This is a genomic window from Nonomuraea sp. NPDC049649, assembly GCF_040675175.1.
Classification (GTDB): domain Bacteria; phylum Actinomycetota; class Actinomycetes; order Streptosporangiales; family Streptosporangiaceae; genus Nonomuraea.
This window is the reverse complement of sequence record NZ_JBFAOH010000027.1, coordinates 25,265-41,692: the sequence shown is the minus strand read 5'-3', so window position 1 is coordinate 41,692 and position 16,428 is coordinate 25,265. Positions and strand designations below refer to the sequence as shown.

At 70.9% G+C, this 16,428-nt stretch carries 18 protein-coding genes and 2 tRNA genes; 14 read left to right on the top strand and 6 right to left on the bottom strand.

From position 1 onward, the window contains the following. Window positions 1-85: 85 nt before the first annotated feature. A complete protein-coding gene (locus tag AB0J42_RS27400; protein ID WP_364299280.1) occupies window positions 86-502 on the bottom strand; it encodes a hypothetical protein in 417 nt (138 codons plus the stop codon). Between the two features lie 170 nt (window positions 503-672). Between AB0J42_RS27400 and AB0J42_RS27395 the strand changes: the two genes are divergently transcribed. From AB0J42_RS27395 to AB0J42_RS27380, 4 genes are all read left to right on the top strand, one after another. Beyond that, a complete protein-coding gene (locus AB0J42_RS27395) occupies window positions 673-1,791 on the top strand; it encodes a WD40 repeat domain-containing protein (protein WP_364299278.1) in 1,119 nt (372 codons plus the stop codon). An 81-nt stretch (window positions 1,792-1,872) separates the two neighbouring features. After that, a complete protein-coding gene (locus tag AB0J42_RS27390) occupies window positions 1,873-2,334 on the top strand; it encodes a VOC family protein (RefSeq protein ID WP_364299276.1) in 462 nt (153 codons plus the stop codon). Window positions 2,335-2,365: 31 nt separating this feature from the next. Next, window positions 2,366-3,385 carry a hypothetical protein gene (locus AB0J42_RS27385; protein ID WP_364299274.1) on the top strand — a complete coding sequence of 340 codons (1,020 nt, stop codon included), beginning with the start codon at window positions 2,366-2,368 and terminating at the stop codon, window positions 3,383-3,385. Between the two features lie 108 nt (window positions 3,386-3,493). Beyond that, window positions 3,494-4,522, top strand: coding sequence for a methyltransferase (locus tag AB0J42_RS27380; protein WP_364299272.1), 1,029 nt, complete (start codon window positions 3,494-3,496; stop codon window positions 4,520-4,522). Between the two features lie 83 nt (window positions 4,523-4,605). Here AB0J42_RS27380 and AB0J42_RS27375 read toward each other — a convergent pair whose 3' ends face one another. After that, a complete protein-coding gene (locus tag AB0J42_RS27375; RefSeq protein ID WP_364299270.1) occupies window positions 4,606-5,310 on the bottom strand; it encodes an alpha/beta hydrolase in 705 nt (234 codons plus the stop codon). A gap of 448 nt (window positions 5,311-5,758) precedes the next feature. Here AB0J42_RS27375 and AB0J42_RS27370 point away from each other — a divergent pair, with 448 nt between their 5' ends. From AB0J42_RS27370 to AB0J42_RS27325, 10 genes are all read left to right on the top strand, one after another. Continuing rightward, entirely contained in the window at window positions 5,759-6,421 is a 663-nt protein-coding gene (locus tag AB0J42_RS27370; protein ID WP_364299268.1) for a GntR family transcriptional regulator, read from the top strand. A 425-nt stretch (window positions 6,422-6,846) separates the two neighbouring features. Beyond that, window positions 6,847-7,077 (top strand): transposase, encoded by a 231-nt coding sequence (locus tag AB0J42_RS27365; RefSeq protein WP_364299266.1) that lies wholly within the window; start codon window positions 6,847-6,849, stop codon window positions 7,075-7,077. Window positions 7,078-7,116: 39 nt separating this feature from the next. Next, window positions 7,117-7,192, top strand: a tRNA-Thr gene (locus tag AB0J42_RS27360). A 153-nt stretch (window positions 7,193-7,345) separates the two neighbouring features. Beyond that, window positions 7,346-7,419: transfer RNA gene (locus tag AB0J42_RS27355), tRNA-Met, on the top strand. Window positions 7,420-7,490: 71 nt separating this feature from the next. Further along, on the top strand, window positions 7,491-7,655 hold the full coding sequence (gene rpmG / locus AB0J42_RS27350) for a 50S ribosomal protein L33 (protein WP_019632658.1): 165 nt from the start codon (window positions 7,491-7,493) through the stop codon (window positions 7,653-7,655). A 181-nt stretch (window positions 7,656-7,836) separates the two neighbouring features. Beyond that, window positions 7,837-8,286, top strand: a complete 450-nt coding sequence (locus tag AB0J42_RS27345) for a MaoC family dehydratase N-terminal domain-containing protein (RefSeq protein ID WP_364299264.1) — start codon at window positions 7,837-7,839, stop codon at window positions 8,284-8,286. Between the two features lies 1 nt (window position 8,287). Then, window positions 8,288-8,716: a MaoC family dehydratase gene (locus AB0J42_RS27340; protein WP_364299262.1), complete on the top strand. Its 429-nt coding sequence runs from the start codon at window positions 8,288-8,290 to the stop codon at window positions 8,714-8,716. Window positions 8,717-8,858: 142 nt separating this feature from the next. After that, window positions 8,859-9,905, top strand: a complete 1,047-nt coding sequence (locus tag AB0J42_RS27335) for a hypothetical protein (RefSeq protein ID WP_364299260.1) — start codon at window positions 8,859-8,861, stop codon at window positions 9,903-9,905. Window positions 9,906-9,916: 11 nt separating this feature from the next. Continuing rightward, window positions 9,917-10,948: a UDP-N-acetylmuramate dehydrogenase gene (locus AB0J42_RS27330; RefSeq protein ID WP_364299258.1), complete on the top strand. Its 1,032-nt coding sequence runs from the start codon at window positions 9,917-9,919 to the stop codon at window positions 10,946-10,948. Between the two features lie 241 nt (window positions 10,949-11,189). Next, window positions 11,190-11,762 (top strand): TMEM165/GDT1 family protein, encoded by a 573-nt coding sequence (locus AB0J42_RS27325; protein ID WP_364299256.1) that lies wholly within the window; start codon window positions 11,190-11,192, stop codon window positions 11,760-11,762. Here AB0J42_RS27325 and AB0J42_RS27320 read toward each other — a convergent pair. The 4 genes from AB0J42_RS27320 to AB0J42_RS27305 form a co-directional block, all read right to left on the bottom strand. After that, complete coding sequence (locus AB0J42_RS27320) at window positions 11,754-12,347, bottom strand: hypothetical protein (RefSeq protein ID WP_364299254.1); 594 nt, start codon at window positions 12,345-12,347, stop codon at window positions 11,754-11,756. The genes AB0J42_RS27325 and AB0J42_RS27320 overlap by 9 nt on opposite strands. Continuing rightward, window positions 12,344-13,213, bottom strand: a complete 870-nt coding sequence (locus AB0J42_RS27315; RefSeq protein ID WP_364299252.1) for a hypothetical protein — start codon at window positions 13,211-13,213, stop codon at window positions 12,344-12,346. The genes AB0J42_RS27320 and AB0J42_RS27315 overlap by 4 nt, the downstream gene beginning before the upstream one ends. Before the next feature lie 79 nt (window positions 13,214-13,292). Further along, a complete protein-coding gene (locus AB0J42_RS27310; RefSeq protein ID WP_364299250.1) occupies window positions 13,293-16,115 on the bottom strand; it encodes an AAA family ATPase in 2,823 nt (940 codons plus the stop codon). A 131-nt stretch (window positions 16,116-16,246) separates the two neighbouring features. Then, entirely contained in the window at window positions 16,247-16,393 is a 147-nt protein-coding gene (locus tag AB0J42_RS27305; RefSeq protein ID WP_364299248.1) for a hypothetical protein, read from the bottom strand. Between the last annotated feature and the right edge of the window lie 35 nt (window positions 16,394-16,428).

Here is a 16,428-nt window from a genome sequence, read left to right as displayed (position 1 = left end):
CCCATCAGGATCATGGCGGCTGCGGATGGACCGAAGGCACCGGAGTCGGGGACACCGGCCAGTTGCCGTGTCAGAGAGGGGATCGTCAGGGAAGCCGTCCAGTCGTTCCACGGCGCGGGCAGGAAACGCTAGTGAAGTAGAGGGCCAATGCCAGCACCTGCCCCGCGACCGCGGCAACGGACGCCACCACGGTGGCCTTCGCCAGGACGACGGTCGCCGGGCGGCGGTGTGTGGTCAGCGTCAGCCTGATCATGCCGCTGGCGTACTCCCCGGAGATGGCCAGCACCCCCAGCATGCCGAAGAGCACCGGGGTGAAGTCGGCGCTGAAGCCGAGCCCAGTCCCCACCGGATCCCCTCCGGGACCGTTGGCGTCGAAGTAGCGCGACACCGCGAAGGACGCGTACGCGGTGAGCGCCAGGGCCGAGAGCGTGGAGGCCAGGACGTAGTAACTGGATCGGAGCGAGCGCAGCTTGAGCCACTCCGAGGCTATGGCGTTGATCATCGGGTGGTCTCCAGAAAAGCTTCTTCCAGCGACGCCTCACGCCGCACGAGTTCGTAGATGGCGCAGCCGTGGTCAGGCCACGCTGACCCTCGCGAAAAGCCGCGTGCTCCGCCTGGTGATCGCGGGGAGCCCTTGTGACAGAGTGATCATCCGGCGGAGACGAACAGGCGGTGACCGACATCGACTTAACAGGCGTTCGTAAGGTCCTGACCGACATCGGCTTGACCGGCGTCCGCAAGGGCCTGATCGCAGGCTGCGCGGCGCTCGCCACCCTCGCCGTGCTGTTCTTCATCGACCACGGCCCCGGCCCCCTCAGCCACGGCGGCGACGTCACGTCCGTCGCCGTCGGGGAGCTGGACGGACGGCCGATCGCCGTCTCCGCCGGACGCGACAGAACCGTACGCGTCTGGGACCTGACCACGAGAAAGCAGATCGGAAATCTCGTCGTGGAGGAGGAGCCCGGAGAACCGCCATCCGGTCCGGATCACGTCACCACGGTCGCGGTCGGCGAACTGGACGGTCAGCCGGTCGCCGTCTCGGGTGGAGTGGACGCCGCCGTACGGATCTGGGACCTGCGCACCCGAAAGCAGATCGGCGCCAAGCTGACCGGCCACGAACACGTCGTCGCGTCGGTGGCGATCGCCGAGCTGGACGGCCGCCCGGTCGTCATCTCCAGCAGCGGGGACGGCACGATCCGGTTCTGGGATCCGTCCACCGGGAAACGCGCCGGAGCCCCGCTGGTCAGCGAAGGCGGCACCATCACCTCGTTCGTCCTCACCGAATACGACGGCGACCCCGCCCTCGTCTCCGCACACCACGACGGCGCGATCCGGCTGTGGGACCTGACCACCAGGAAGCAGATCGGCAAGATGACCGGCCATCATATGGCGTTGTCCGTCGCGCTGGGCGAGCTCGACGGCCGGACGGTGGTCGTGTCGAGCGGCTTGAACGGCACCATCCGGCTCTGGGACCTGTCGGCAAGAGAGCAGATCGGTGATCCGATACCCGCCCACGACCGTGCGGGCGGCCCGCTGGCGGTGGCCCGGGCGAACGGCCGGCAGATCATCGTCTCCGGTGGCTTCGACCGGACCATGCGGCTGTGGGACCTGCCCACGCGGCGGCCCATCGGCGACCCGTTGCCCAGCCACAGGTCGAGCACGTACGCGATCGCCATCACCCGGCTCGACGGCGCTCCCGTCGCTATCTCCGGGGGTCAGGACCGGACGATCCGCCTCTGGGACCTGACGGCCCGGGAGCAGATCGGCGACCCGCTGATCGGCTGGGACTGATCATCGCGGAACGATGCTTTCCGCAAAGGGTGCCAGCCTGTGGCGGGTACAGAACACGGGACCAAGATAAGGAGCGGTCCGATGAGCCGTCACATTCAGATCACCTTCGACGCCCACGACCCGAGGGCGCTGTCGACTTTCTGGCGTGACGTCCTGGGCTACGTCCACCCCGGCCCGCCCGGCGTCGATCTGCCCGAGGGCGCCGACCCGCTGGCGGCCTGGGACGACTTCCTCGCCCGCATCGGCGTACCGGAGGACCAGCGCAACACCCGATCAGCCATCGAGGATCCGGACGGCCAGGGCCCGCGGCTGTTCTTCCAGCAGGTGCCGGAGGACAAGGTCGCCAAGAACCGCGTACACCTCGACGTCCGCGCCGCCCCCGGGCTGCAGGGCGAGGAGCGGATGGCGGCGCTGGAGGCCGAGTGCGACCGCCTCGTCGCCCTGGGCGCGAAGCGGCTGCGCCGCGACGAACCCGCCCCGCCGCTGAGCACCGGCTACATCGTGATGGCCGACCCCGAGGGCAACGAGTTCTGCCTGGATTAACGGCATCGATGCCGAATGGGCTGGATGCCCCATGTGCGGCGGCGGTGAATTTTACGCTCGTGGCGATCCCCGCTGCTCGCTGGAGGCCTCCATATCCGAGGCGGACACCCGCTACGAGGACGCCCTGACCGACGCCCGCCGGGACGGGGTGATCTGGCTCGCGTACGGGAACGCCGGGCGGCACCTGATCCGGCTGGCGGCGCCCGCCGTGCTGGTGTTCCTGCCGGTCAACCTGCTGACCCTGCTCGGGCTGGCGCTGGTGGTGGACGAGTCGGCGGCGCTGGTCAACGGCTCGTTCGAACTGCTCGGCACGCCCGGACGGCCACTGCTCGTGTGGGCCGCGGCGGCGATCCTCATCACGCTGGCCGGTCAGCTCGTGGTCATCCCCTTCTGTGTAACTCTGGCCTGTAACGACCCGTGGACGAAGGAACTCGCCCGACTCCCCTCCAGGACATCGGACTACCAGGACCACGGCCTGGTCGTCGCAGCAGATCCGCTGAGCCGCCCCGTCGTCCTCCGCTTCGACGAGCACGCAGGCTCTCTCACCCTGATCACCTGCGAGGAGGTCGGCTGTGACGACGTGCATGTGGAACGGCTGGTCCAAGGCGGCTGGACCTGGGGATTCGAGGACGTCCGAGGAAGGGCCGGCGCCACCATGCTGGTCAGGGACGACGGCCGGCCGCTGATCGCCTACCGCGACTCGGCCGACGGATCGATCAGGATGCTCGACTGCCGCAACCTGCGCTGCTCCCAGTCCGACTCCGTCATCCTGGCCGGGCCCGGCCGCTACCGGGTGCCGCCGGCTCTCGTGGTGGACGAGGGCGGTCGGGCGCTGGTGGCGTACCAGGACATCGGCTCCAACCGGATCGTCGTCGCCACCTGTACGGGCACGCGCTGCGTACACACTCCTGTGGCGAAGAGCCGGTACATGCTCGGCGACGTCCTCGCCATGACCCTCGACGCCCATGGCAGGCCCGCGATCGGGTGGGTCGACCGCTCCGGGGATGACTGGGACCTGATCGTGACCACCCCACTCAACCTCCCTTCCTGACCGGCGCACCCTGGCCACCTGAAACGGGGCGTTACAGAGAAGGATTTCTCGAACGTACGATCGAAGCGTGTTAGGTTGTGGGGCAGGGCGAGAGAAGGAGTCGTGGCCGTGACTGGAGACGATCACGACGGACGGTCGGCGTGGGACGTGCTGGCGCCGTTGATGGACCTGGTGACGCCGATGGCGGTACGGGTCGCGGCCACGCTCAGGCTGACCGATCTGATGGGCGATGACGCGGTGCCCGTCGAGGAGCTGGCGCGCGGGTCGGGGAGCGATGTCGACGCCCTGACGAGACTGCTGCGTCACCTGGCCGGCCGGGGGGTCTACACCGAGCCGGAGCCGGGCAGGTTCGCGGTCGGCGAGGCCGGGGCGCTGCTGGCGTCCGACCATCCGGCGGGGATGCGGGGCTGGCTCGACCTCGACGGTTTCGGCGGGCGGATGGATCTGGCGTTCACCGGCCTGCTGCACACGGTCCGCACCGGGCAGCCGGCCTGGGAGACGGTCTTCGGCGCCCCGTTCTGGCGCCATCTCGCCGCGGACGCGGAGCTGAGCGGGTCGTTCGACGCGATGATGGCCTCCAGCGCCGACCAGGTCGCCGACGCGGCCGGGGGATACGACTGGTCCGGCGCGCGACACGTGGTCGACGTCGGCGGCGGCACCGGTGCCCTGCTCGCCGAGGTGCTGAGCGCTCACCCGGACCTTCGGGCCACGCTCGTGGATCTGCCGGAGACGGTGGAGCGGGGCAGGCGGTTGCTGATCGAGCGCGGCCTGGCCGGGCGGTGCGCGTTCGCCGGGCAGAGCTTCTTCGACCCCCTGCCCGGCGGCGGCGACGTGTACGTGGTCAGGCGGGTGATCCACGACTGGGGCGATGAGGAGGCCCGGCTGATCCTGCGCCGGTGCGCCGAGGCGGCCGGGCCGCGGGGCCGGGTCGTGGTGATCGAGACCCACGGCGGCTCCGGTGACGACCCGGCCATGTTCGCGGAGATGAACCTGCGGATGCTGGTGCTCAGCGGCGGCCGCGAGCGCACGGTCGAGGAGTACGGATCACTCGCCGCGGCGGCCGGGCTCGACGTGACCGCCATGCGCGGCACCCCGCTCGGACACGTCGTCCTCGACTGCACGCCCCTATCTCGCTGATGTCACCCGCGGGCGGTTTTGCCGATCAGTGGCGTGCGGCGCGGACGTATCGTCCTTGACGGTGCGCCCCTGCCTCGCTGAAGCTACCCCCGGGCGGCCTTGTCGATCAGCTCGGCGACGGCGTCCGGTTCGGAGACGGTGACGGCGTGGGAGGCGTCGATCTCGACGGTGTGCGAGCCCGCCCGTTCGGCCATGAAACGCATCGACTCGGCGGGGATGGCAAGGTCCTGGGTGGTGATCATGGTCCAGGACGGGATGGTCTTCCAGGCGGCCTTGGTGGCCTCGCCGTCGAGGGCGGCGGCGGTGATGGGCCGCTGGGTGGCGGCCATGAGTTCGGCGACCTCCAGGGGGACGTCGGCGGCGAACACGGCTGGGAACTCGTCCTGCTTGATGTAGAGGTCGGTGGCGGTGCCGCCGCCGGGGATCGGGACGGTCACCGGGTTGAGCGCGGGCCCGAGCTGCCCGCCGGGGAACTTGGCGGCCATGGCCGAGGTGCTTTCGCCGACGTCCAGGTTGAAGCTGGCGATGTAGACGAGCGCCCGGACACCCGGGTGGCCGTCGGCGGCCTCGGTCATCACGGAGCCGCCGTAGGAGTGACCCGCGACCACGATGGGACCGGAGACGCTGTCGAGGACGCTGCGCAGGTAGGCGGCGTCGTTGTGCAAGCCACGTAACGGGTTGGCGGCGGCGATGACCGGGTAGCCGTCGCGCCTGAGGTTCTTGATCACCCCGTTCCAGCTGGAGGAGTCGGCGAACGCGCCGTGGACCAGCACGACCGTGGGTTTCATGAGAGGGCCCTCTCTGACGATGTACGGAATGCAATATATTGCACTTCGCTACCCCGAACCCTGTCAAGACCCACCGCAGAGGCGTTCCAGCACGGCCCTAGCCCGCGACCGAGGCCCCTCCGCCGTAGCCAGCAGCGCAGCGCAACGGCTGGGCTCCCCCAAGGCCTTCCCGCCCGGCGGTGGCTGCCGCAGATCGGGGCCGTGATCGATCTGTCCGCCAACCCGGCGTGGTCAAGGAACTCGACCGGCGAGCTGAACCTCAGTGAGGAGGTCCCGGGCGCCGGCCTGGTGTGGGGATCCTGGGCGCCGACCCGCCTCCGGTGTGCGGCGGTGGAACCGGCCCAACCTCTGGTGTCCAACCCCGCCGCCGGCCTGCCTCCGGTGTTCGGCGGCGAGGCCGGCGGGATCCGTTTGACAGTGATTAGAACCGAGCGGTCCAATATGTTGCATGCCGGTTCCTCAGAGTCGCGGGCTCGTCTCCAGGACGCTGCTGCGCGAAGATGCTTACCGGGCGATCAGGGACGCCATCGTCGACGGCACGCTCGCCCCCGGTGAGCGGCTCAACGACGCCGACCTGGTCGAGTGGCTGGGCGTCAGCAGGACCCCGGTGCGCGAGGCGCTGGCCCGGCTGGAGCAGGCGGGCCTGGTCAAGACCAAACCCGGCCGCTACACGATCGTCAGCCCCCTCGACGCGCGCGCCGCCCGCAACGCCCAGTCGGTCACGGCCGCCATGCACGAACTCGCCGTCCGGGAGGGCCTGCCCCAACTCTCGGCCGCCGAGCTGGACGCCATGCGCGAGGCCAACGCCCGCTTCGCCGACGCCCTAGCCCGTGAGGACGTGGACGCGGCGATCGCCGCCGACGACGACTTCCACGGCGTCCTCGTCACCGCGAGCGCCAACGACGCCCTCCGCGACGTGCTGGAGCGCTACACCCCGGTGCTGCGACGCCTGGAACGCCTCCGCTTCGCCTCCCTGAGCGGCCGGGAGTCGGTCGCCCAGCACGACCGGATCGTGGCCCTCTGCGAAGCCGGTGACGTGGCAGGCGCGGCGGCGGCCACCCGCGCCAACTGGGAGACGCTGGCCCCTCTGCTGGATGTGGACCCCGACTGAGACGGCGTTCTCGCACGTACCACAGCGGAACAGACAGACCCGCACCACCAGCGCCGCACCCTCCTGCCGAGGAGGTACGAGCGGGGCTACCGGTACGCGCCGGCCACGTTCGAGCGCGCGGGCCTGGCGCCGGTGACGAGCGAGCCCGTGACCGCGCATTGCGGGTGGCAGCGTGCCATGGTGAGCACAGAAGCCTTGGGCGGCTGTGGGACCGCTGAGCATCGAGATCCGTAAGGACGGTGCGGACGACCACGTTCCACCCGAATCGCTTCGGGCGGGTGGTGGTGCGGGCTCTTGGGGCGGGTGGTGGTGCGGGTCCGGGGAGTGCGGACTTTCAGGGCGTCTATGGATTTCCGGTATGTCGGGCGTCAGGACGGCTGACGACCGGCGAAAAATGAGAGTCGCGGTGGCTATGGTGTGCCGCTATGGACAGGCGATGGGTCGGGAGCCACGGATACGAGATCGTGCCCGCCGTGCTGGACGGGCGGCAGGTGCTCAGGGTGCGCCGCGACGGCCGGCTCGTCGCCGACTGTACGTCGGTGGCGGAGGTCGCGCGCCTCGTCGATCTGGCCGATTTGTGTGAGGTCGTGGAGTTCCCGGCGCGGCCACGCCAGGCGGGGCGGACGGCGGCTCAGACGAGTTCGCATCATGGCTGAGCGCCGTGTATGGTTACTCCTGTCCGCAGCGCCGGACAGGCCCCTATAGCTCAGTCGGCAGAGCGTCTCCATGGTAAGGAGAAGGTCAACGGTTCGATTCCGTTTGGGGGCTCCACCCGCGACAGACCCCGCTTCGGTGGGGTTTTCTGTTTTGTGTCGTCGGGTCGCTTTGGCATACTAGGGATCACCCCAACCTGGTCGGGCGCGTGGACGTAGACGCTCTCCGGGTCAGGTATCCTCTACGAGGCCGGGTTCTTTCCGGCTTCAAGGCGGAGTAGCTCAGTCAGGCAGAGCAAACGGCTCATAATCGTTGTGTCGCCGGTTCAAGTCCGGCCTCCGCTACTGCCCTCGCCCAGGTCATGTGGCCTGGGCTCGGGTGTGTCCATGTCCCGATTGAAGAAAGGCACTCCCAAGTGGCTGCCACCGACGTTAGGCCGAAGATCACGCTGGCCTGCCAGGAGTGCAAGCACCGCAACTACATCACGCGGAAGAACCGGCGCAACGACCCGGATCGGCTTGAGCTGAAGAAGTACTGCCCCAACTGCCGCTGCCACCGCGCGCACCGCGAGACGCGCTAGCTCTCGCCCGGGGCGGTCGGATCGGCCTCCTCCTTCGCACAACCGGCGTTCCCCTGTGGGCGCCGGTTTGTCATGTCCGGGCGCCCGGCAAAAAGCAGGCCAATCGCCAGCGACAGCCGAACCTTGTTCTGTTACCTTCGGCTCAACGGCGCGGCGACGTCCGTGAGACGAAGGAGCACAGATGGCCTTGAATCGTGACTTCGTAGGACGCAGTTATCCCTCCACCGTCCCTTACGAGGTCAGCCGGGTGAAGATTCGCGAGTTCGCGGCGGCGATCGGCGACGACAACCCGATCTACCACGACAAGGCGGCGGCCCAGGCGGCCGGTCACCCTGACGTGGTGGCCCCGCCCACCTTCCCCATCGTGTTCAGCCTGCGCAGCGGCGGCGAGGCGCTGGCCGACCCCGAGCTGGGCCTCAACTTCGCCATGGTGGTCCACGGCGAGCAGCGCTTCGAGTACGTCCGGCCGGTCTATGCGGGCGACGAGCTCGTCACCGAGGCGACCATCACCGACATCCGCACCGCGGGCCGCAACGAGCTGCTCACGGTCCGCAGCAAGGTCACGACGGTCTCCGGTGAGCCGGTCTGCACCACGTACAACACGATCGTCGAGCGCGGAGGGGCGGCCTGAGATGACGGCGACGGTGAAGTACGACGAGGTCGAGGCAGGCCAGGAGATCCCGCCGGTCGACTACCGCGTGCGCCGGGTCGACCTGGTCATGTACGCGGGGGCGTCCGGGGACTTCAACCAGATCCACTGGAACGAGCGGTTCGCCAAGATGGTGGGCCTGCCGGACGTCATCGCGCACGGCATGTTCACGATGGCGCAGGCGGGCCGGTTCGTCACCGACTGGGCGGGCGACCCGGGGGCGGTCGTCGACTTCGGCGTGCGGTTCTCGTCGATGGTGGTCGTGCCGGACGACGACGAGGGCGCCACGATCACGGTGAGCGGCGTCGTGGAGGAGAAGCTCGACGACAACAAGGTGGTGCTGGGGCTCACGGCCAAGTCGGGGGAGGCCCGGGTGCTGTCCAGGGCGCGGGCCGTGGTGCGGCTCGCCTGACCCCGGCGATGCCTGATCCCAGCAATGCCTGACCCCGGCGACGCCTGAGCTCGGCGACGCCTGACCCGGGCGATGGCTGATCCCGGCAATGCCTGGCCCCGGCGATGATAGGGCGGGCGGCTCCCGGGTACCCGTGACGGTCATGAAGAAGAACGTATGGCCGACCGTGGAGTCGATCCCCGTCTCGGCGGTCACCGACGACCGCCCGCCGGGGCAGCTGAAGCCGGCCAGAATGCAGGAGATCGCCGGCGCGACCGGCACCGGCCGCGACACCGCGGGCGGTGAAGCCGTGCGCGCCACCGGCGTGGGCACCGCAGGCACCAGACGCCGTACGGGCGCCCGCGGCAACCCGGCCGCGGAGTTCGGCTTCTCCGGCGACCCCGGCCAGCACGGCGATCCGGGCGACGACATGCTCCACGCCCAGCGGGTGTGGGACGGCACGCTGGCCACGAACCGGATGGACGACCTGGGCGTCAACACCGAGCGGCAGCGCATGGAGACCAAGGACGTGACCGCGTCGGTGAGCCTGCTGGTGGACGGCTGGCCGGGTGATGTGCGCGCGTGCGTGGAGTCGGTGCTGGCCCACACGGCCTGCACCGTCGTGGCGCTCGACCTGGGCAACCTGGACGGCGCCGGCGAGGTGCTGGACCAGCTGGCCGACCGCGAGCCGGACCGGGTGCGGGTGTGGCACGTCGCCGAGAGCCCGCACTGGCGCGGCGGCACCGCGACCTGGGGTGTGGCGAGGGCCAAGCTGCTCCGGCTCGACACCGCCGAGGTGCACGTCCTGATGGACACCTCGCTGGTCCTGGAGGGCGACGCGCTCACGCCGCTGGTCGCCGCCGTCTGGGAGGGCGCGGTGGCCGCGGGCTGGCAGGGCCGCAAGCCGCCGGGCGTCGACCAGCGGGACAGCGACGACTGGATGGAGGCCGGGCCCGGCAAGGTGCCCGCGCTGACGGGTGACCTGATGGCGGTGCGCCGCTCGGCCGCCCTCTCGGCCCTGCCCGAGGATGCCCGCTACGGCGCCGGCGCCGACCTGGAGCTGTCCCTGCGGCTGCCCGGCGAGAAGGTGGTGCCGCGCACACGCCTGCCGGTACGGAGGGCGCGCGAGCACCCGGTGGACGACCGATATCGCGTGGAGGAGGCACACCGTAACCACGGGAGGGTGCTGGCCATGCTGGAACCCTCCTAAGCTAGACCGCTATGGAGATGCTCGCGCCGTACACCACGCTGGGGCTGGGCGGTCCCGCCCTCGAGTTCGTCCAAGCCGATACGGCCGAGCAACTGGTCTCTCTGGTGGCCGAGGCCGACCACGAGGCGCGGCCGACGCTGGTGCTCGGCGGCGGGAGCAACCTGGTGGTGGCCGACGAGGGCTTCGACGGGCTGGTCATCCGGGTGGCGACCAGGGGCGTGAAGGCGTCCCGCGACCGTGACCACATGTTCGTGACGGTCGAGGCGGGCGAGGACTGGGATCCGCTGGTGGCCCGCGCGGTCGCCGAGGGCTGGTCCGGCCTTGAGTGCATGTCCGGCATTCCCGGCCTGGTGGGCTCCACCCCGATCCAGAACGTCGGCGCCTACGGCCAGGAGATCGCCCAGACCGTCTGGAGCGTGCGTGCCTACGACCGCCGCACCCAGCAGGTCGAGGACCTGGAGGCGCGCCGGTGCGACTTCGCCTACCGCACCAGCCTGTTCAAGCGTGACCTGTCCCGCTATGTCGTGCTGTCGGTGACGTACGCGCTGGAGCTGAGCGAGCTGTCCGGCCCGATCGCCTACCAGGAGCTGGCCACGAAGCTGGGCGTCGAGCCCGGCGCCCGGGTGCCGCTGGAGCGCGCCCGTGAGGCGGTGCTGGAGCTGCGCCGGGGCAAGGGCATGGTGCTCGATCCCGCCGACCCCGACACCCGCAGCGCCGGGTCGTTCTTCACCAACCCGGTCCTGACCGACGAGCAGGCGGCGGAGCTGGCCGCCCGCGCGCCCGGCCATCCGCGCTGGGACCTGCCCGGCGGCCTGGTCAAGGTTCCGGCGGCGTGGCTGATCGAGCAGGCGGGCTTCCCCAAGGGCTACGCCCGCGGCCCGGTGCGCATCTCCACCAAGCACACGCTCGCGCTGACGAACCCCGACGGCGCCGGCACCACCGCCGACCTGCTGACCCTGGCCCGCGAGGTGCGCGACGGGGTGCGCGAGAAGTTCGGCGTCACGCTGGTCAACGAGCCCGTGATGGTGAACTGCGCGCTGTGACCAGGGGAATACCCCCGGATGACTTGATGTTAGGGTTGCTGAGCAACACCGAAGGGGAGTAGCCCCAATCGCGTTGATCGACATGCTGGTGCGCGCTCGCGCGTGCCCGGTCACGCGGGCCTGACGGGCGGGCGAGACCTTCGGCCTGGCAGTCGTGTACGAAGCCGCTGCCGGGCCGAAGCCGTGCCCGAAAAACTCCCCGGGTGCGACGCCCACGGTCCGGCCGCGCGAGAGAGGGACCGTGGAAGCTTTCTGGATCAGCCTGGGCGCGATCTTTCTCGCCGAACTCGGCGACAAGAGCCAGCTCATGGCCATGACGTTCGCCACCCGCTACAAGGCCTGGGTCGTGCTGACCGGCATCACCGTCGCCACCACCGTCGTCCATCTGGGCAGCGTGGCCATCGGCGGGCTCATCGGCGACGCCCTGCCCACCACCGCCATCTCGATCGTGGCGGGCCTGGCCTTCATCGGTTTCGCCGCCTGGACGCTCCGCGGCGACGAGCTGACCGAGGAGGAGGCGCGCAAGGCCCAGCGGGCCACCAGGAGCGCGCTGATCGCGGTCACGGTGGCGTTCTTCCTCAGCGAGCTGGGCGACAAGACGATGCTCGCCACGATCACGCTGGCCACCAAGTACGACTGGGTCGGCACCTGGATCGGCTCCACCCTCGGCATGGTGGCCGCGGACGCCCTGGCCATCCTGGCGGGCCGCCTGATCGGCCGTAATCTGCCGGAGAAGGTCGTCCGCTACGGCGCGGCCGCCGCGTTCGCCCTCTTCGGCCTGGTGATGCTGGCCGACGCCCTGTTCCTATCGTGACCTGATCTCGGCGAGCGTCCGCCGGCCCGCCCTGATCTGGGTGATCAGCACGTACGCCACGAGCAGCAGGCCGAGGCAGAGCGCCTCGGCCGCCCACCACGGGATCTCGGCGAGCAGCAGGTAGCCGTCGCTGTCGCTGCGCGAGCGGAGCGCCCAGGTGACCACGGCCACCACCCCGGTGACCAGCAGCCAGGTGCGCAGGCGCGGCAGGTTCCCCCGCCGCCACAGCCTGATCCGCCAGTCCAGGTAGACCACGAGGACGCCGAGCAGGGCGCAGAGCCCGATCAGCCACCACGGCAGGGCGAACGTGGCCCGCTCGGCGATCGACGCCCGGGTGGCGCGCAGCTCGGCCTCGGCCCGGCGCTGCGCGGCCACGGCGGCGTCGCGTTCCTTCTCCAGCTCGGCGATCTGGCGGGCGGTCTCCTGGCGGGCGGCCGGTCTGGACGGGGCGTCCGAGGGCAGCACCGAGGCCACCACGGTCAGCATGATCGCGATGAACGCCAGGACCAGCACAATGGCCATGAACAGGTCGATGAACCGCAGGTCGAGCGGGGGTGCGACCGTCTTGGCGGGCCGCCTTCTCACTGCTCCCTCACCAGGGTGTAGCGCTGCGGGCGGTTCCCCGACTCGGCCAGCCGGTCGACGGCGGTGCGCAGCGAGTCGAGGCCCTTGATCAGCTCCTCCGTCACGCTCCTGGACTGGGCGAGCTCCTCCGACAGCCCGTGCTGCTGCTGCGCGGGGGCGGCCTGCCTGACCGGCAGGCGGGCGAGATAGCCCAGGAACACCTCGTCGGCGGCGGCCACGCACGCCCGCTCGGCCCGTTCGGCCAGCGCCATCGCGCCGAACGCGAGCACGCTCAGGAACAGCGCGATCAGCGTGACGCCGAACGCGGAGGCCAGCTCCGGCAGCACGTGCTGCTTGAGCGCGGTCATCAGGGCGCCGGTGTCGCCCCGGGCGTCGAGCGCGTCGCCGAAGGCGGTGACCATCGTGGCCATCGTCAGCGCGGTGCCGATGAACCCGAACACCGGCAGCGCCCAGATCAGCGCGTGGTCGAGGTGGTGCTTGTTGGCCATGCCGCTCTCGTCCAGCGCGGAGCGGGCGCTCAGCACCGCCTCGGCGTCGCCGCCCGCCTCGGCCGCCTCCTTGAACAGCTTGAGCCGCCGCGCCACGAGCGTGCCTTCGCCGGGCTTGACCGCCTGCACGTTCCTGGCGGCGCGGGCGGTGGCGGCGTTCTCCCGCCGGATGTCCGGCACGGTCCTGGCGATCCGCAGCACGGTGGTCACGAACACCGCGATGATGAGCATGACCACGAGCTCGGCGGCGGCCGGGACCGTCGTGGCCCCCACCGACTCCAGCAGCGCGCCGACGAACCCGCCGGCGTACGACAGCACCGCGACCCCTGTGGCCACCACCGGCGCGAACGCCGAATGACGCCAGCCGAACCTTGACAAACCCTGCTCCACTCCGCCGTGCACAAACAGTCAGAGTCCACCCAACCACAGACAAAGCTGACTACCGGTAACGAGGTGGCTACGACTTCTGTGACAGGAGTGAAAGGCGGTGCGCCGCGGCGGCCGCCTCGCCCCGGGTGGTGACGCCGAGCTTGCCCAGGATGTTGGAGACGTGCACGCTGACCGTCTTGGCCGAGATGAACAGCTCCTTGGCGATGTCCCGGTTCGTCCGGCCCTGCGCGACCAGGCGGAGCACCTCCAGCTCGCGCGGGGTGAGCAGCTCCGACTGCTCCTGCGCGGCGCCGACCCGGCGGGAGAGCGCCTCGATCTCGGCCACCAGCGGGGCCGCGCGCAGCGCCCTGGCCGTTGGGAGCGCGGCGGCCAGCCGGGCCGCGGCGCCGTCCCTGTCGCCCGCCCGCGCCGCCACCACGGCGGCCCGCAGCAGGGCCCTGGCCTGGTTGTGCGGCCGGTTCAGCCGCTCCCACGCGGCGGCGGAGGCGTCGAAGTCGCCCGCGTACGTCATCCGGTAGGCCTCGGCGACCGGGCTCGTCACCGACAGGTGCGCGGCCACGTCGGCCGCCTGCTCGCGCACAGCGCGGACCCGCTCCGGCTCGACCTCCTCGGCGGCGTCGCAGACGACGCGCAGCAGCGCCAGCAGCCGCCAGCCCAGCATGGCCTTGCTCGACTGCGCGGGCCTGGCCAGCATCCGCTCGGCCACCGCCAGCGCGTATCCCGGCTCGCCCCGCACCATGTGCCAGCCGATGTGCAGCCGGGTGCTGTTGGTGATGTCCTGGACGAAGTCCTCCGGCCGCTCCTGGAGCACCCCGATCTCCGACAGGATGCTCTCCACCAGCTCCACCTCGCCCCGCGCGAGCGCGATGTCGGCCCGTACGCGCAGCAGGTGGTGGCGGATGCGCAGGGACGGCCCGAACCGGAGCGCCCGCTCGGCCGTCTCGATGGCCTCGTCCCAGCGGCCGACGGACTCCAGCACCTCGGCCTTGTTGTTGAGGATGAACAGGCCGCTGGCCCGGAGCCTGCCGAACCGCTTGGCCTCCCGCCAGCCCTCGTCGGCCAGCCTCAGCGCCTCCTCCCAGCGGCCGGTGTCGGGCAGCGAGTCGATCATGTTGGCGATCGCGCGGGTGATGATGCGGCCGGAGTTCTCCTGCCTGCCGAGGTCGAGCGCGCGCTGGTTGGTGGCGACCGCGGCCTCGATGTCCCCCGCGATGGAGTGGCCGAGCGCCAGGTTGAGCAGCAGCTCGGCCTCCAGGCACCGGTCGCCCAGCTCCCTGGCCAGCCGCAGCCCCTCCTCGATGTAGAGGGCGCCCTCGACGGGCTCGCCGCGCAGCATGAGGTGCTGGCTCATCGGCACCAGCACCTCCGCCCTGGCCCCGCCGGGCTCCGGCACCAGCTTGAGCGCGTGGCGCAGGTCGTCCACCACGCCCATCTGGCCCTTGGCGATCTTCAGGCGGCACCGGAGGACGATCAGCCCGGCCACCCGGCCCGGCTCGCGCGTCTCGTCCAGCTCCGCCAGGGCGGCCCTGACGAACTTCACCGCCCGGTCCACCTCGCCGCCGGCATACGCCGCCGCGGCCGCCTTCTCCAGCACGGCGGTGTGGTCGGCGCCGATCCGTTCGGCCGCGTCCGGCACCCGGTCCCAGAGCGCGAGGACGCGTTCCAGCAGCGGCACGGCCTCGGTGTAGGCGAAGGCCTTGAAGGACTTCCCGGCGGCCTCCCAGGCGGCGGTCAGCGCGTGCACGTCGTCGCGCGCCCCGTACCAGTGGTGGGCCAGCTCCACGTAGGCGCGGCCGGGCGGGACCAGCCGGTGGTCCTTGGAGATCTCCTCGGCGTAGCGGGCGTGCAGCCGCTGGTGCTCGCCGGGCAGCAGCTCCTCGTGCACGGCCTCGCGGATCAGCGAGTGGCGGAACACGTAGGCGCGGTTGTCGGCGATCTGCAGCACGTTGCCCGCTATGGCGGGCCGCAGCGCCGCCTCCAGCTCCAGGTCGGACAGGCCGCTCACGGCGGACAGCAGGGCGTGGCCGACCCGCGTGCCGCCCGCGGCGGCCACCCGCAGCACCCGCTGGGTCTCCTCCGGCAGCCGCTCGACCGAGTTGAGGATGAGGTCCTGCATCGACCCGGGGAACCCGCGGTCGCCGGAGTCCTCCAGCAGGGCCTCGACGAACAGCGGGATGCCCTCGCTGCGCTCGTGGACCTTCTCCACCCTGGCGTAGTCGGGGGTGCTGCCCAGGATGCCGGCCATCTGCTGGGCGACCTCCTCCCGCGACAGCCGGGGCAGGTCGATCTTGAGCACGCCGTGGACCCGGCTCAGCTCGGCCAGCACCGGCCGGAGCGGGTGCTGGCGGTGCAGGTCGTCGGAGCGGTACGTCATGACCAGCAGCACCTGCGGCACCCGCAGGTTGCGGCTGAGGAAGGCGATCAGGTCGCGGCTGGACCGGTCGGCCCAGTGGACGTCCTCGATGATCAGGACGGTGGGCGCGGCGTCGGCGAGCCGTTCCAGCAGGGACAGGATCTGCTCGAACAGCCTCGCCCTGCCGGTCTCGGTCTCGCCGTCGACGTTCGGCTCGCCGAACTCGGGCAGCAGCCGCGCCAGGTCGCGCTCGGCGCCGTCGGGCAGCAGCCCGGCGACCCCGCCGGTGCCGTGCTCCCGTACGAGCTGCCTCAGGACGGCGGTGAAAGGCGCGTACGCCAGACCCTCGGTGGACAGCTCCACGCAGCCGCCGGACAGCACCCGGGCGCCGTCGCGCGTGACCTGCTCGGCGAAGCACTGCACGAGCCGGGTCTTGCCGACGCCGGCCTCGCCGCCGAGCAGCACGGCCGTGGCGTTGCCCGCCCGGGCCTCGGCGAAGGCGTCGGCCAGTGCGGCCAGTTCCTCCTGTCTCCCCACGAAAACGGGACTTACCGACCGTCCGAGCATGTCGTCCAGCATGTCACGCCTCGTCCGGTGAGATCGACGCGATTACGGGGGGTGTGAAGCCCGGCCGCGAGGGAGGGTGCGGCCGGGCTGTCGTGCGGTGGTCATGACGTACGGCGCTTGCCGAAGACCGAGCGGCGCTCGGCCTTGTTGCCCTGCTGCGCCTCACGCACGCGGCGGTGCCGGGCGGCGGCCTTGCGTAGCTCGCTCGCCTGGCTCTTCATCAACTCGAACTCGATTTCCGGACTCATCACAGGCCCTCCTCGAAGGCGTCTCTCGTCTACAC